This window comes from Bacteroides sp. Ga6A2 (assembly GCF_000702225.1).
GTDB lineage: Bacteria > Bacteroidota > Bacteroidia > Bacteroidales > Bacteroidaceae > Ga6A1.
The window spans coordinates 1-14,756 of sequence record NZ_JNKX01000031.1; the positions used below are offsets into that span (position 1 = coordinate 1).

A 14,756-nucleotide genomic window follows, 5' to 3' on the forward strand; every position below is an offset into this window, starting at 1 on the left:
TGGTGACAGCGTCAATGCCATACAAGTACAGACGTGGGTCGTACTCATTGCCAATCTGCTCATAACGGTCCTCTCAAGAAGCATAAAACGAAACTGCGCATTCTCGCAAGTTGTCACCATGATACGCCTTACGCTCATGTACTACATCGACTTCATTCGGTTTATGGAAAAACCAGACAGAACTTGGAATGACATAGTTGCGAAAGAGACGCAGAAAGCACCACCAGAACCCACATTTTTTGATTGAGGGGGCTTACTTTTTTTAAAAAAGACCCCGAGGCGCATATTTACTGGGCTTCGGGGAGGATTTTTATTGCCTTTTGAGTTTTACCGGACAGCAATATTCACAATTGACAATTCACAATGGACAATTGATAATGTTTCTTGAAAAGTTGAAAATTGAAAAATCGTGCCAAGATGGATTCTTGTAAGACGTATGCAAGATACGTGAGAATAATAATTGAGCCGAACTGATGTATTGATAATTTGAAATGCCGGTAATGTTGAGTTTTTAAGACTTAAGGCTAATAAAAAAATCGGAGTTCTTGGCTCAGCCGAATTCAACACATTTTATGTTAGGATATGACAAACCTTTGTTTTGAAAAAGAAAAAAACAGCGGACTCTCGTGAGAAAGTCCGCTGATTTTATATTTAGTTTCCGAAGGGGAAAATCAATGATGGAACAAGCGGATGCCAGTGAATGCCATAGCGATGCCGTACTTGTTGCAAGTCTCGATAACATGGTCGTCGCGAACAGAACCGCCAGCCTGTGCTACATACTGAACGCCGCTCTTGTGCGCTCTTTCGATGTTGTCGCCAAATGGGAAGAATGCGTCAGAACCCAAAGCAACGTTAGTGTTCTTTGCAATCCACTCCTTCTTCTCCTCTCTTGTCAGAACCTCAGGCTTTTCTGTGAAGAACTGCTGCCATACGCCGTCAGCCAATACATCGTCGTGGTCTTCGCTGATGTAGATGTCGATGGTATTGTCGCGGTCAGCGCGGCGGATGTTAGGAACGAATGGCAGGTTAAGAACCTTTGGATGCTGGCGAAGCCACCAAATGTCAGCCTTGTTTCCTGCAAGGCGAGTACAATGGATTCGGCTCTGCTGACCGGCTCCGATGCCGATTGCCTGTCCGTCCTTGACGTAGCATACAGAGTTACTCTGAGTGTACTTCAGTGTGATGAGGGCAATCATAAGATCGCGCTTAGCCTCGTCTGTAAAGTTCTTGTTGTCGGTTGGAATGTTGGCGAAAAGTTCGTCGCCGTTAAGTTTAATCTCGTTTCTGCCCTGCTCGAATGTAACGCCGAAACACTGCTTGCGTTCTATAGGATTAGGAACGTATGTAGGGTCTATTTTTATTACGTTGTATGTGCCTTTGCGTTTTTCTTTTAGAATCTCAAGAGCCTTAGGTGTAAAGTCTGGAGCGATTACGCCGTCTGATACTTCGCGCTTGATGAGCATTGCCGTAGCCTCGTCGCAAGTGTCGCTGAGTGCGATGAAATCTCCGTATGACGACATTCTGTCGGCGCCGCGTGCTCTGGCGTATGCCGTTGCTATTGGAGTAAGGGGCAGCGGAGCGTCTTCAACCCAGTAGATTTTCTTCAGGGTGTCGTTCATCGGCAGTCCTACTGCTGCGCCGGCTGGCGAAACATGCTTGAACGATGCTGCGGCTGGTAGCCCTGTCGCTTCCTTCAGCTCCTTAACCAGCTGCCAGCTGTTCAGAGCATCCAAAAAGTTGATGTAACCCGGTTTTCCACTAAGAACTTCGATAGGAAGTTCGCCTTCTTCCATATAAATGCGTGATGGCTTTTGGTTTGGATTACATCCGTACTTTAAAGCTAATTCTTTCATTTATTCTATAATTATGTTTGGTTTTGCTTAATAATGGTGCGAAGATAACACATTTTGAAGAAATGGCAAAATATTTTTCTCACAACAGAAATTTTTGCTAATTTTGCAATTAAGGTTTTTATTGTAACTAAAGATAGTAGCATGATTATTATTGGAATTGCAGGTGGTACGGGCAGTGGCAAAACCACGGTGGCACGCAAGATTGTAGAGCGTTTGCCTAAGGACGAGGTGGCACTTATCAGTCAGGATTCGTATTATAACGATACAACGCATCTCACGATGGACGAACGAAGGAAACTAAACTTTGACCATCCGAGCGCATTCGACTGGGAACTGTTCTCAAAGCAGATAAGCGACTTGAAAAACGGAAAGGCGATTGAACAACCTACCTATTCGTATATCGAAAGCAACCGTCTGCCTGAAACGGTACACGTTGAGCCAAAAGAAGTTATCATTGTAGAGGGAATCCTTGCTCTGTACAACAAGGAGATGCGCGACTTGATGGACTTGAAAATCTTTGTCGATGCCGATGCCGACGACCGCCTGATACGCGTTATTCAGCGCGACATTGTTGAGCGTGGCAGAACCGTAGAGATGGTTTTGCAGCGATACGAAGCAGTCCTGAAGCCTATGCATCAGGAGTTTGTTGAGCCTACAAAGCAGAATGCCGACATCATCATTCCGCAGGGCGGACACAACAAGAGGGCGATAAACCTTATGTGTCATTACATTGAGAGAATTTTGTTGAAACGAAAAAATATCTGATTTGACAGATGAATAAAAAAATATTAACATATCTGACTCTTGCCTCATTGGTGCTCGTTCCGAGTTCCGATGCCTTTGCACAGAGCAAGGTAAGACTTAAAAGTGCAACCCGATTTGAAATTACAAACGAACTAGACAAGAATCCCGAAGCCGATGCGGTTGCTTTCTTGGCTCCATACAAGCAGAAGGTAGACAGTATTCTTCAGCCTGTGGTAGGATACAGTGAGACATTCATGAAAAGCGGCGTAGACCTTCGTCCGGAGAGTGCGCTCGGCAATTTTATGGCTGATACGTTTTTTGACGAGAGCGAACGCTACGGTCAGAAAGCCGATTTTGTAGTCCTTAACATGGGCGGAAACCGTGCCGACATTCCCGAAGGCGTTGTGAGAAACGGCGACATCTTGGCTCTTGCGCCGTTCAACAATCTCGTTGCCTTTGTAACGCTGAAGGGAAGCGATGTTGTTGGACTCTTTGAGGATATCGCATTCACTGGCGGCGAATGTCAGAGCCGCAATGTCCGTCTCGAAATCACTCGCGACAAAAAGTTGCGCAAGGCAACCATCAACGGCGAGCCTGTTGACCCAGACAAGGAATACGTAATCTGCACAACCGATTACATGGCAGAGGGCAACGACTATCTTGAACATTTCAAAAAGTCGATAAAGAAGGAAATAAAGAACGTGCTTGCGCGCGAGGTTATCCTTAATTACATTAAACGCCTTCATTCCGAAGGACGTAAGATTAGTGCCGCAAAGGACGGCAGATGTAAATTAGTAGAATGATGATGAGACGTTTTCTTACAATAATGCTTCTGTGTACGGCAATTTCGGCTTTTGCGCAGAAGAAAACCGAGATTGTTATCTTTCATACAAACGATACGCACAGTTGCGTTGAGCCGCTGAATGCAAATCTTGCAACCGATATGGCTGACAAGGGCGGATATCTGCGTCGCTTAAAATTCATACGCGAGCAGCGCAAACTGTATCCAGACATGCTTCTGCTCGACGACGGCGACTTCTCTCAAGGCTCAATCTATTACAGCCAGTTCAAGGGCGAGGTTGAGGTTAAACTCATGAACATGATGAAATATGATGCCTGCGGAATTGGCAATCATGAGTTCGATTTTGGACTCGACAATATGGCTCGCCTGTTCAAGATGGCAAAGTTCAAGGTTGTGTGCTGCAACTACGATTTCAGCCAGACTTGCCTTAAGAATATCGTTAAGCCTTATATCATCGTAAAGCGTGGCGGCAAGAAGATTGGCATCACTGGAGTAAGTCCACGGCTTGCAGGACTCGTGGCACATGTAAATTACGGAAATGCCAAGTATATCAAGCCTTCAGAGGCTGTTAACAAGGTTACAAAATACTTGCACGACGTTAAAAAGTGCGATGTCATAATCTGCATTTCTCATCTTGGTTGGGACATTCTTGGTTCAGACAATAAAGAGTTTATTCCAGAGACACATTACATCGATTATGTTGTTGGAGGACATTCGCACACTTATTTTACCGAGCCGCTTTATGTAAAGGATGCCGACGGAAAGGAAGTTCCCGACTTCCAGATGGGAAAGAGCGGACGCTGGGTGGCAAAGTCTGTCCTCGAAGTTGAATGATAATTCGGTTTTACATATAAATAATCAAAATAATAATTAACTAAAATTTTTTTATTATGGGACATTTCTTACGTTCAATTTTTGCATTTGCCGCATTGCTGATGTGCTCTGCCGTAAGTGCTCAGAAAGTTACATTGGATTTTACCAATGGTGCAAAGACTTGGGGCCTGCCTTCTAATTCGGCAGATGGCGTTAAGAGTGGTGAATTTACAGATGGTACGTATACCATAAAGTTGACTGCTGCGGATAAAGCCTATTATATCTCGGGAGGTACAGCATTGTTTATTGGTAAGAAAAATTCTACCATTGAACTTCCTGCAATGAATTTCAAGGTTGCACGAATCGAAGTTGTAGGTGATGAAGGAGCTTCAAAAAGTACGGAAGCAAATATCCTTGTTGGTGATAAAGAAGTAAGTAGCAAGGTGAAAGGTGCTAATATTACTGCTGCATTTGATATAAAATCGGAATATCAGGCAGCAGGAACGGTTTATACCTACAAGATTTTAAGTGCACATAATGCACAGATACAGAAAATCCATTTCTACGAGGTTGATGAAAGCAAGGTTAACGAGCCTGTAATTTCTGCAACATCAAAGGTGTTCGAGACTTCAACAAAGGTTAGCATAACAGGCGACGAGGGTACAGACATCTACTATACTCTCGACGGAACTGAGCCTACAACATCAAGCCTAAGGTATGTTAACGAGTTCGAGGTTTCTGCAACTTCAACAATCAAGGCAATCGCTGTTAAGGGTGAGAAGGCAAGTTTTGTTTCAAGTTTCGAAGTAAACAAGGTTACTCCATTCACTGTCTCAAACCTTATTGAGTGGAGTTCGGACAAGACCGGAACTGTTTATCAGGACTTTTCAACTCTGACATTGAATAATGCAAAGGTTCTGTTTGCTATCGGCGATTTGGTTTTCTTGCGCGAGGACGGCAAGTGCATCGAACTTTACAAGATGTCAGGCTTGAAAAACAAGGTTGAGACTAACGACATTCTTAACGGAACAATAAAGGGTTGTGCAGAGTCTTACAATTCTCTGCCAGAGTTTATCGAGTCTAAGGCAGATGCCGAGTATACAGATGTTTCTGCTTTGCAGATTACAAAATCAGGCGTGGTTGCCGAGCCTGTTGTTGCAACTCTTGCCGAGGTAATCAATTGTCAGCACATCTTCGATCTTGTTAAGATTTCAGGCGTTTCTTTGAAGGTTGAAAATAAAAAGTATTTAATCTATAAAGGCGATGAGGTTGTATCTCTTAGCAACGTTGGCACGGTTGAATTGCCTGCCGAGAGCGAGTTTACAAAGGAAGGTCAGCTTTACGACATCGAGGGAATTGTTAACGGCGTCTCATCAAAGAAGGGAACAATCTACCTTCGTGCTATAAAGGCTGCCGGGGCAACAGGTGTTTCTGCCGTTTCTGCCGATGTTAAGACTTCTGAGGCTTACAACCTTCACGGTGTAAAGGTTGCTCCAGACACTAAGGGTATTGTCGTAATCAACGGAAAGAAGTACTTCAACAAGTAATTGATTATCGGACATCATTATAAAATAAATCCGTCGGAAATAATCGCTTTTCCGGCGGATTTTTCTGTGTAAAACCAAACGGCATTGATGCCAAGGGTGAACTTTTGTCGAACGAAAATCCCCTTTGGTCGAAAATATTTTAATGATGATACAGCATAGATTATTTTTGCAGAAAATAAAAAGAAACAAATATGAATAAGAAGATTTTTTTAGGATTGATTACTGTTTCGCTGCTATCGGCAAACAGAACCTTTGCACAAAGTTACATGACTGAGCATCAGCTCGATTCGCTCGAAAACTCATGGGCTGCTATGCAAGACACGCTGAAGAACGTTGAGGTCGTGGCACAGAAGCGCATCGTAAAGGTCGAGTCGGACAAGATTACCTACAGCGTGAAGGACGATTCGGATGCTAAGACAAACAACGTGCTCGACATGCTCCGTAAGGTTCCGATGGTGACGGTAGACGGTCAGGATAACATCAAGGTAAACGGAAGCAGCAGTTTCAAAGTTTATGTAAACGGCAAGCCGAATGCCATGATTAGTTCGAATCCGAGCACGATTCTGAAGGCAATGCCGGCATCAGTGGTTAAGAATATCGAGGTCGTTACAAATCCGGGCGCAAAGTACGATGCCGAGGGTACTGGCGGAATCCTTAACATTACGATGCTTACCGACAGCAGCATGGAAGGCTATCTGGCCAACATCTATGCCATAGGCGGAAACCGCGTAAACGGCGGTGGAGTATATTCGACAATCCAGAAGAAGAAGGTTACGGTTTCGTTCAACGTAGGCGACAATTATCTTATTCAGCCTAAAATTGAGATCGAGAATCAGTACGACAATATGGCAACAGCCACAAAGCAGACTTTCAAATCGCTTACAAAGGGCTGGACAAACTCTATAAATGCCAACACCGACATCAGCGTGGATGTAGATTCGCTCAACTCGTTTTCTGTAAATGGCGGCGTCTCGTTTACTCCTCAGCACACTTGGAGCGATGCCTTGACGGATATCAGAGGCGCGCAGAATTCAAACTACTCGACACACAGCAATAATCGCACTCGCAACAATAATTTCTTTGCCGGAGCCGACTACAAGCATAATTTCCGTGGTGGAAACGGACATAGTCTGATGCTTGCCTATCGCTTGAGCAGTCAGCCAACGCGTACCGAGAGCGAGAGTGAATATTCGGTTGCGTATATGCCTGCGTATAGCGAGATAAACCGCAGCAATATGGTCGAGAATACGCTTCAGGCCGATTACAATCTGCCGCTTTCATCTTCAATGCGACTCGAAACGGGAGCGAAGTACATCTTCCGCCGAAACACAAGTAACACATCGCTTCTGAATTATCGCAACGCCAACGACATTGGCGCGCTCTATGCAAGTTACGGCTACAACTACAAGATGTTCAGTTCGAAGGCAGGAGTGAGATACGAGCATACGAGCCAGAAGATTACGGGTACGGAGAACGATTTTTCTATCGGATACGACAATGTAGTTCCAACCGTGACATTCGGTCTGAATCTGAAGAACATGCAGAACCTCGGACTTTCGTACAACATGCGAATAAGCCGTCCGGGCATTTCTCTGCTCAATCCGTATGTAAACACTCAGAATCCAACGATGCTCGAGTATGGAAATCCAAATCTGGAGGCTGAGAAGATTCACAACATTCAGCTTTCTTACGGAATGTTCAGTCAGAAGGTGATGATAAACGCATCGCTCCGTCACAACTTCCAGAACAACAGCATCGAGAAATATTCGTTCAGCGAGAACGACGTAATGCATACAACCTACGGCAACATCGCCAAGAAGCGCAACACGTCGCTCAACCTCTTCTGTAGCGTTACCCTAACGCCAAAGACGAAGGCGATGATTAACGGCTCGGTTAGTTATGCCGACCTCCGAAGCGATGTTCTGGGCTATTCGAACAGCGGATGGCAAGGTTCTCTCATGGCAAACATTCAGCAGGATTTGTGGTGGAAACTGAAACTGAGCCTCTTCTGCTTTACAAACACGCCTGAGTTTAAGTTGCAGGGAAAGAGTCCGGCAATCAGCGTTCATGGTCTGAACCTTAGCAAGTCGCTTTGCAAGGACAGAGTAAACCTGTCTGTAAACACGATAAATCCGTTTGCATCGATAATGAAGATTAAGGACGAAACTCGCGGCGCAGACTTCAGCAGCATTTCTGATGTGCGAGTAAACATGCGCTCGGTTATCTTCACGGCAAACATCCGCCTCGGAAATCTGAAGCCAAAGAGCAGCAATGCCTCAAGAATAAGCAACGAGGACGTTAAGGAAGCAAAAGACAGCGGCATAAACAGTGTATTCAAGTAAAAAAGTGTATATTTGTGTGCCAAACAAATTATCTGTATGGATGAATACACAATTTTAAAGACAACTAAAGGACAACAGATTCTGGGATTCGTGTTCATACTCGTAATCCTTGCAGCACCGCTCATAGGAGTGTTCGGAGACGGCGCTCCTACGGCTGAGCGGTTTGTCGCAGCCTTTTACGACTCGCGATTCTATTACAGCACGAATCTGATGACAATTCTCACGTTCTGCGTGGCTTACGACATCACCGTTCCGCGCTATTTTATGTGCCGTAAGTATGCCAAGTTCTTTGCCATTACGTTTGTCGTATTTCTGATTTCCGAATGTATAGTGTCTTACATAAACAGCAAGATGGGCTGGAAATTCGTTTTTAACGGAACTGGACTTATTGTGGTGCTAATCAAGCTGTTGTCGAATATTCTCGTTGTCTTTGTTGCCGTTGGATTCAGGGCGTTACAGGCAAACACCGAACTGAAGAAGGAAGTGCTTGAACGCCGTAACTTTCAGATTCAGGCCGAACTTGAACAACTGAAAAGCCAACTCAATCCGCATTTTCTGTTCAATACGCTCAACAACATCTCGTCGCTCTCAACATTCGATACCGATGCCACTCAACTTTCAATCAGCAAACTTAGCGACATGCTCCGTTACGTCATCTACGACACAACGAGTCCGAAGGTTGAGTTGAAGAAAGAAATAGACTTCATAATGAATTATGTTGATTTGATGAAGTTGCGCTACGACGAATCTACACTTTCGGTAAACGTAAGTGTGAATGTCGCTAACATGCAATGCAAGATTGCTCCGATGCTCTATATATCGATTGTCGAGAATGCCTTCAAATACGGCGCGAGCAGCAAGGTAAATTCGTCGATAGACATTGATGTTTCTGAAGATGATTCAGCCATCACATTCGTCGTTACCAACACTCTGTTAAAAGACAGCGAGGTGAACAACGCTCACAAGGGCGGAGTGGGAATATCGAATCTGAAGAAACGACTCGACATAATCTATCCCGCCTGTTATGAATATACTTACGGGCTGACTGGCGACGGAAAATATCGGGCATCAATAAAACTCTTTAACCAAAAAAGGTATGACTCTAAACTGCATTATCGTCGACGATGAGCCGCTGGCAATAAAACTTCTGAAGAATTTCATCGAGAAAACTCCATTCACGCAACTTCAGGCATCGTATCTCGACCCGATGGAGGCGGTTGGGGCAATAAACGACGATGTTCATCTGCTTTTTCTCGACATAAATATGCCCGGGATAACGGGGCTTGAACTGTCGAGGCTCGTAAGCGGGAAGACGAGAATAATCTTCACAACAGCATTCCGCGAGTATGCCTTGGACAGTTACGAGGTTAACGCCCTCGACTATCTTCTGAAGCCGATAAACTACACGGCTTTTCTGAAGGCAGTAACGAAGGGCAAGGAATGGTTCGAGCAGCAGGAAAGACTCAGCGAGATGTCGTTGGCACAGGTACAGGATGCGCAGCGCAATTTCATCTTCGTAAAGAGCGATTACCGTCAGGTAAGGGTGAACCTCGACGACATCCTTTTCATAAGCGGAATGAAAGATTATGTGCGCATTCATCTGGCATCGGGAGGTCGCCCGGTAATTGCCCTTTCAACCATGAAGGCGATAGAGGAGAAACTTCCGCAGAGTCAGTTTTGCCGCGTGCATCGCTCGTATATCGTGGCAATAAGTCAGATTGAGAGCATTGAGCACAACCGCATAAAAATCGGCGACGAGTTGATTCCGATTTCAGAAAACTATCTCGACGACTTCAATTCTAAGATCGAATAAGGAAAAAAGAAAAGCCTATGGTGAATTTTATTTCACTATAGGCTTTCCTGCTTTTTCCCATGCAAGGAAACCGCTGTCTAGTTCTATCACATCGTATCCTTCGGAGATAAGAATTTGTGCGGCGTTTTTCGAGCGTTTTCCGCCTCGGCAGTAAACCGCAATGACATTCTCCTTCGGCAGAATTGCCAAGGCTCGGTTTCTGAAGTCGCTCGACAGCACATCGATATTTATTGCTCCGTCTATGTGTCCTTCGACAAACTCGCTTATCTTCCGCACGTCAACAATCGTTACGTTGTCTTTTCTGATTGCCTTCTCAAAACAGTTTGGTTTCATTGATTTAAAACCATCGTTTATAGTATAGCATTTGTTCTTTTGGCATCCTAAAAACAATAGTGCTGATAAGATGAATAGTATTATGTTAGATTTCATTTTTTATTGATTTTTGCAAAAATACAAATATTCATTTTAACTTTGTAATAATTTTTGAAATAAAGATATGGAAATTTTACCCATAGCGCATATTGAATGTGATTTTGACTCAAAGTTCGGCATTCCTCGCCAGAGCGGTGTTGTGAAAGAACTTACCGCCCGCATTGTTTTCGCCCACGAATTCCGCAACCCGGAAGCATTCCGAGAACTCGACGGATTCAGTCATATCTGGCTACTGTGGGATTTTTCTGAAACCCACAAGGACAAGTGGAGTCCGACCGTTCGTCCTCCGCGCCTTGGCGGAAACAAAAGGGTGGGAGTCTTTGCCACTCGCTCGCCGTTTCGTCCTAATGCGATAGGATTGTCGGTTGTAAGGCTCGTTTCCATCGATTTTGATTGTGCCGATGCGCCCGTGCTCGTTGTCGAAGGTGCCGACCTTATGAACGGTACTCCAATTTACGATGTCAAGCCTTATCTTCCTTATGCTGATAGCATACCCGATGCCGTCGGAGGCTTTACCGATGCCATTCAGCAGAATCAGCCTTTGCTTGATGTGTGTTATGCCGATGGCGCAGAAGAACGCCTTGCCAGTTTGTATGCCGATAAATTTGGAGCAAACGAGGCTCGAAGAAAGATTATGGCACTCGAACAGATTCTCTCAAACGATCCGCGACCACACTATCAGCACGATGCTAGCCGCGTGTACGGAATGACTTTTGCCAGCATCGACATTCATTTTGTGGTTTCCGAAAACAAAATTACGGTTATCTAGTATAGTTGCTGTTCGCCTTGAATGTTAGTTTTTCTACCGTAATAACATCGTAGTAGTCCTTGTTTACGGGGCGGTCCTCATCCGTAAGGCTGTGCGACATGAGCCAGTCGTATGTCTCGATTATGTTGAAGATGCGCTCTGGCTGTCCGTGGTTGTACCCCTTCAGTTTTGTGAACAGAAGTCGTGAGTCGCCGTTCTGTTTAATCTTCTCAGACAGCGTTGTTGCCGTGTTGTAGGCCACGGCTCTGTCGGCTGTTCCGTGAAAAATCCAGAAAGGCAGTTTGCTCAGCCCCGACACATCGCGTCGCGAGCATCCTCCGCAAATCTCTATTCCGGCTGCAATTTTGTCGGGATATGCAGCGCAGAGGTCGGCAGTTCCGTATCCGCCCATGCTCATTCCGAGGGCATAGATTCGGGTTGTGTCGATATTGCAGTTCGACTTCATCCAGTTCACGATATTCATAATCTTGTCTGGATTCCATCCGTTTGTTGTCTGCGGTGCGATGACGTAGGCATCTATTGCCAGATGATACTTGTTTATAGCTTTTATCGTTCCGTATCTGAGCACGCGGTTCATGTCTGTTCCCGACAGGCTTTTTCCGTGCAGGAAGATAATGAGCGGTTTCTTTTCCGATGCTTGCAGCGAGTCGGGGCTATACAACCAGAAGTTGTATCCGTTTTCAACTTTGCCCTTTATAGCCACGCTCTTGTTTACTCCAAGATGGTAGCCCTGCCCGTAGGCGCATAGACAAAGAACAAATGAGAGTATGAACAGAATTTTTCTCATGATGGTTATAGCAATGTTGTTTTTAATTTATAGTTGGCTGAAAAAAATCTTGTCGGAGAATTTAAAAATATAGAGGAGATGTAATGAAACATCCCCTCTATTTAGCTATTTAAGTTTTTTTGTTACTTTATAGCCTCTGAAAGTTCTGCACCTGCCTTGAATTTAGCGACTTTCTTTGCTGCGATTTCAATCTTCTCGCGTGTTGCTGGGTTAATACCAGTTCTTGCAGCTCTTTCCTCTACAGAGAATGTTCCGAAACCTACAAGAGCAATTTTATCGCCTTCTTTCAATGCTGCTGTGATGGCGTCGATAGTGCCTTCAAGAGCTTTCTTTGAATCTGCTTTGCTAAGGCCGCTTTTAGCTGCGATAGCGTCAATTAACTGTGATTTGTTCATACTAGAATCTATTAAAGTAATTTACCGAAAATTCCGTTAATAACGGTGGCAAAGGTAACGAAAAAACTCACATATACAAATTTTATGTAGGTTATTATTCGTCATAATGCCTTTTTTTTGCATTTTTTAAGATGTTTTTACCGTTTTTAGGGCTTTTGACCCTTTTTAATACTCTATTTGATGCGTGTAGAAGCTAAGTAGAAGGAAGTGGTCTACGGCAGTCATTATTACAGAATAGGTAGGTTCTATACGTCCGTATCGGCAGTAAAAATCCTCGGCGTTTGTCTCGCCGTAGCGTTTTGTAAGATGCTCAACCATTCCGTTCTGAACCTCTTCGGTATAGTCTTCCATGTAGCATACAAGTTTTTCTACGCCCTTGGGATTGTCGCGATATGCCTTTATGTAAACGATGCATTTGCATCCGCAGTATTCGCCTTTCAGATAAATTCCGTTGGCAGTTTCTTGATTGAATACAAAGCCTTTCTGTCGTTGCAAGATGAATGCCACGTCTTTAGGCGATTGGTTTAGGTCTACTCCCTTGAAACTGAGCTGTGCCTGCGCGTTGCTGCGGCTTATGCCGATGGCAAACAAAAAAACAAGTGAGAGTAACAGTCTGCTGATGATTTTTTTCATTTTTGTTTTGTTTTTTAGGTTTCGACTGCAAAAATGCACAATCTTTCCGAATTTTGCAAAATAATTTGGCTGATTTTGATTTTTGTTTCCACCTTGCCCGATATTTGGCGATTTTTGGCTAATTTTGCTCGCTTAAACACATTATTTATATTTCTTATGATAAAGGAATTTCAGTATAGAGTGCTGCCGCAGAATGCGGTAAACGAACAGGCTGTTAAGGATTTTATTGCGCACGAGGAGGGGCTCGACATTCGCACGTTGACGGCGGTGCGTGTGCTGAAACGCAGTATCGATGCCCGTCAGCGTACCGTGATGGTTAATCTTAAGGTTCGTGCCTACATTAACGAGCAGCCGCAAGACGATGAGTTTGTGCGCACCGAGTACAGAAATGTCGAAGGCAAGCCGAAGGTCTTGGTTGTTGGCGCAGGTCCCGGCGGATTGTTCGCCGCGCTTCGTCTTATAGAACTTGGACTTTGTCCTATCGTGGTTGAGCGCGGAAAGAACGTTCGCGACCGCAAGCACGATATCGCCCGAATCTCGCGCGAACACAAGGTTGACAGCGAGAGCAACTACAGCTTTGGCGAGGGTGGAGCAGGTGCGTATTCCGACGGAAAACTCTATACTCGAAGCAAGAAGAGAGGAAACATCGACAAGATTCTGAATGTCTTCTGTCAGCATGGCGCAAGCACGTCTATCCTTGTTGATGCCCACCCGCATATCGGAACGGACAAACTTCCGCGAGTTATCGAGAATATGCGAAACACGATTCTCGAGTGCGGCGGCGAGGTTCATTTCCAAACCCGAATGGAGTCAATCAGCATTGAGAAAAACGAGGTGAAGGGCGTCGTGGTTAAGCATCTCGATACAGGTGTGGAGCAGGAACTCTTTGGACCGGTGATTCTGGCAACAGGTCATAGCGCGCGCGATGTTTATCGCTGGCTCTACAATAATAATGTGCACGTTGAGGCTAAAGGCTTGGCGGTGGGAGTGCGCCTTGAGCATCCTTCGCATCTTATCGACTGCATTCAGTATCATAACCGTCAGGGCAGAGGAAAATATCTTCCGGCAGCCGAATATTCGTTTGTTCATCAGGTTGATGGCAGAGGTGTGTATTCGTTCTGCATGTGTCCGGGCGGATTCGTTGTGCCTGCTGCGAGCGGTCCTCACCAGATTGTGGTAAACGGCATGAGTCCGTCTAACCGAGGCTCAAAGTGGAGCAACTCAGGAATGGTTGTTGAACTTCATCCCGAGGACTTGGCCGAAAACTCGATGAAGAATTTCATTTCTGAATATGTTGGCGGATTGAAGGACGAAGGCATCGATGCAACTCATCTCGATGCTGCTCATCCGCTGGCGATGATGCAGTTTCAGGATGCGCTCGAAAGGCAGAACTGGAAGGCTGGAAACATGCGACAGACTGCTCCGGCGCAGCGAATGGCCGATTTCGTGAACCGAAAGCTAAGCTACGACTTGCCCGATTCGTCTTACAGTCCGGGACTTATCTCTTCGCCTCTGCATTTCTGGATGCCGGAATTCATAAGCGGCAGGCTGTCGAAAGGCTTTCTTCAGTTTGGAAAGATGAGCCACGGTTTTCTGACCAACGAGGCCGTTATGATAGGTGTTGAAACCAGAACGTCGTCGCCCGTGCGAATTGTGCGCGACAAGGAAACGCTTCAGCATATCGAAATAAAAGGACTTTTCCCTTGCGGCGAGGGCGCAGGATATGCCGGCGGAATTGTTTCGGCAGGTGTCGACGGCGAACGTTGTGCCGAGAGCGCATTGCGGTATATAGAAGAAAAGAACTAAAGCGAAACCTTCGCTTTAGT

14 protein-coding genes and 1 pseudogene are annotated in these 14,756 nt (G+C 45.1%); 10 read left to right on the forward strand and 5 right to left on the reverse strand.

The window, feature by feature from the left end; all coding sequences use genetic code 11:
* A pseudogene (locus T538_RS18900) lies at positions 1-247 on the forward strand (transposase); the annotation flags it as partial.
* Between the two features lie 424 nt (positions 248-671).
* On the opposite strand, the gene T538_RS0108815 reads toward T538_RS18900, so the two are convergent.
* Positions 672-1,853, reverse strand: coding sequence for a phosphoribosylaminoimidazolecarboxamide formyltransferase (locus tag T538_RS0108815; RefSeq protein ID WP_031533424.1), 1,182 nt, complete (start codon positions 1,851-1,853; stop codon positions 672-674).
* Positions 1,854-1,994: 141 nt separating this feature from the next.
* Here T538_RS0108815 and udk point away from each other — a divergent pair, with 141 nt between their 5' ends.
* The 7 genes from udk (at position 1,995) to T538_RS0108850 (ending at position 9,914) form a co-directional block, all read left to right on the forward strand.
* Positions 1,995-2,618 carry a uridine kinase gene (gene udk, locus T538_RS0108820; RefSeq protein ID WP_031533423.1) on the forward strand — a complete coding sequence of 208 codons (624 nt, stop codon included), beginning with the start codon at positions 1,995-1,997 and terminating at the stop codon, positions 2,616-2,618.
* A gap of 8 nt (positions 2,619-2,626) precedes the next feature.
* Positions 2,627-3,400, forward strand: coding sequence for a 5'-nucleotidase C-terminal domain-containing protein (locus T538_RS0108825; protein ID WP_031533422.1), 774 nt, complete (start codon positions 2,627-2,629; stop codon positions 3,398-3,400).
* Entirely contained in the window at positions 3,400-4,233 is an 834-nt protein-coding gene (locus tag T538_RS0108830; protein ID WP_031533421.1) for a bifunctional metallophosphatase/5'-nucleotidase, read from the forward strand. The genes T538_RS0108825 and T538_RS0108830 overlap by 1 nt, the downstream gene beginning before the upstream one ends.
* 56 nt (positions 4,234-4,289) lie before the next feature.
* The gene (locus T538_RS0108835; RefSeq protein ID WP_031533419.1) at positions 4,290-5,759 is read left to right on the forward strand and encodes a chitobiase/beta-hexosaminidase C-terminal domain-containing protein; all 1,470 of its coding nucleotides are present in this window, start codon (positions 4,290-4,292) and stop codon (positions 5,757-5,759) included.
* 191 nt (positions 5,760-5,950) lie between these two features.
* Positions 5,951-8,101, forward strand: coding sequence for an outer membrane beta-barrel protein (locus T538_RS0108840; RefSeq protein ID WP_051655988.1), 2,151 nt, complete (start codon positions 5,951-5,953; stop codon positions 8,099-8,101).
* Positions 8,102-8,137: 36 nt separating this feature from the next.
* Positions 8,138-9,229 (forward strand): sensor histidine kinase, encoded by a 1,092-nt coding sequence (locus tag T538_RS17725; protein ID WP_051655989.1) that lies wholly within the window; start codon positions 8,138-8,140, stop codon positions 9,227-9,229.
* Positions 9,198-9,914, forward strand: a complete 717-nt coding sequence (locus T538_RS0108850) for a LytR/AlgR family response regulator transcription factor (RefSeq protein WP_031533416.1) — start codon at positions 9,198-9,200, stop codon at positions 9,912-9,914. The genes T538_RS17725 and T538_RS0108850 overlap by 32 nt, the downstream gene beginning before the upstream one ends.
* Before the next feature lie 27 nt (positions 9,915-9,941).
* On the opposite strand, the gene T538_RS0108855 is transcribed toward T538_RS0108850, so the two are convergent.
* Positions 9,942-10,247, reverse strand: coding sequence for a rhodanese-like domain-containing protein (locus T538_RS0108855; RefSeq protein ID WP_231497092.1), 306 nt, complete (start codon positions 10,245-10,247; stop codon positions 9,942-9,944).
* Between the two features lie 163 nt (positions 10,248-10,410).
* Between T538_RS0108855 and tsaA the strand changes: the two genes are divergently transcribed.
* The gene (gene tsaA / locus T538_RS0108860; RefSeq protein ID WP_031533412.1) at positions 10,411-11,115 is read left to right on the forward strand and encodes a tRNA (N6-threonylcarbamoyladenosine(37)-N6)-methyltransferase TrmO; all 705 of its coding nucleotides are present in this window, start codon (positions 10,411-10,413) and stop codon (positions 11,113-11,115) included.
* On the opposite strand, the gene T538_RS0108865 is transcribed toward tsaA, so the two are convergent.
* The 3 genes from T538_RS0108865 to T538_RS0108875 all read right to left on the reverse strand — a co-directional run bounded on the left by T538_RS0108865 (position 11,108) and on the right by T538_RS0108875 (position 12,930).
* Positions 11,108-11,902 (reverse strand): carboxylesterase family protein, encoded by a 795-nt coding sequence (locus T538_RS0108865; protein WP_051655990.1) that lies wholly within the window; start codon positions 11,900-11,902, stop codon positions 11,108-11,110. The genes tsaA and T538_RS0108865 overlap by 8 nt on opposite strands.
* 122 nt (positions 11,903-12,024) lie before the next feature.
* On the reverse strand, positions 12,025-12,297 hold the full coding sequence (locus tag T538_RS0108870) for an HU family DNA-binding protein (RefSeq protein ID WP_031533410.1): 273 nt from the start codon (positions 12,295-12,297) through the stop codon (positions 12,025-12,027).
* A 165-nt stretch (positions 12,298-12,462) separates the two neighbouring features.
* Complete coding sequence (locus T538_RS0108875) at positions 12,463-12,930, reverse strand: SET domain-containing protein (protein ID WP_031541029.1); 468 nt, start codon at positions 12,928-12,930, stop codon at positions 12,463-12,465.
* Between the two features lie 156 nt (positions 12,931-13,086).
* On the opposite strand from T538_RS0108875, the gene T538_RS0108880 reads away from it, so the two are divergent.
* Positions 13,087-14,736: an NAD(P)/FAD-dependent oxidoreductase gene (locus T538_RS0108880; protein WP_031533406.1), complete on the forward strand. Its 1,650-nt coding sequence runs from the start codon at positions 13,087-13,089 to the stop codon at positions 14,734-14,736.
* Positions 14,737-14,756 lie beyond the last annotated feature (20 nt).

Bases quoted from the DNA above. Each gene is read 5' to 3' on its own strand.
- T538_RS0108815 (WP_031533424.1), bottom strand. From the start codon at position 1,853: ATGAAAGAATTAGCTTTAAAGTACGGATGTAATCCAAACCAAAAGCCA.
- udk (WP_031533423.1), top strand. From the start codon at position 1,995: ATGATTATTATTGGAATTGCAGGTGGTACGGGCAGTGGCAAAACCACG.
- T538_RS0108825 (WP_031533422.1), top strand. From the start codon at position 2,627: ATGAATAAAAAAATATTAACATATCTGACTCTTGCCTCATTGGTGCTC.
- T538_RS0108830 (WP_031533421.1), top strand. From the start codon at position 3,400: ATGATGAGACGTTTTCTTACAATAATGCTTCTGTGTACGGCAATTTCG.
- T538_RS0108835 (WP_031533419.1), top strand. From the start codon at position 4,290: ATGGGACATTTCTTACGTTCAATTTTTGCATTTGCCGCATTGCTGATG.
- T538_RS0108840 (WP_051655988.1), top strand. From the start codon at position 5,951: ATGAATAAGAAGATTTTTTTAGGATTGATTACTGTTTCGCTGCTATCG.
- T538_RS17725 (WP_051655989.1), top strand. From the start codon at position 8,138: ATGGATGAATACACAATTTTAAAGACAACTAAAGGACAACAGATTCTG.
- T538_RS0108850 (WP_031533416.1), top strand. From the start codon at position 9,198: ATGACTCTAAACTGCATTATCGTCGACGATGAGCCGCTGGCAATAAAA.
- T538_RS0108855 (WP_231497092.1), bottom strand. From the start codon at position 10,247: ATGAAACCAAACTGTTTTGAGAAGGCAATCAGAAAAGACAACGTAACG.
- tsaA (WP_031533412.1), top strand. From the start codon at position 10,411: ATGGAAATTTTACCCATAGCGCATATTGAATGTGATTTTGACTCAAAG.
- T538_RS0108865 (WP_051655990.1), bottom strand. From the start codon at position 11,902: ATGAGAAAAATTCTGTTCATACTCTCATTTGTTCTTTGTCTATGCGCC.
- T538_RS0108870 (WP_031533410.1), bottom strand. From the start codon at position 12,297: ATGAACAAATCACAGTTAATTGACGCTATCGCAGCTAAAAGCGGCCTT.
- T538_RS0108875 (WP_031541029.1), bottom strand. From the start codon at position 12,930: ATGAAAAAAATCATCAGCAGACTGTTACTCTCACTTGTTTTTTTGTTT.
- T538_RS0108880 (WP_031533406.1), top strand. From the start codon at position 13,087: ATGATAAAGGAATTTCAGTATAGAGTGCTGCCGCAGAATGCGGTAAAC.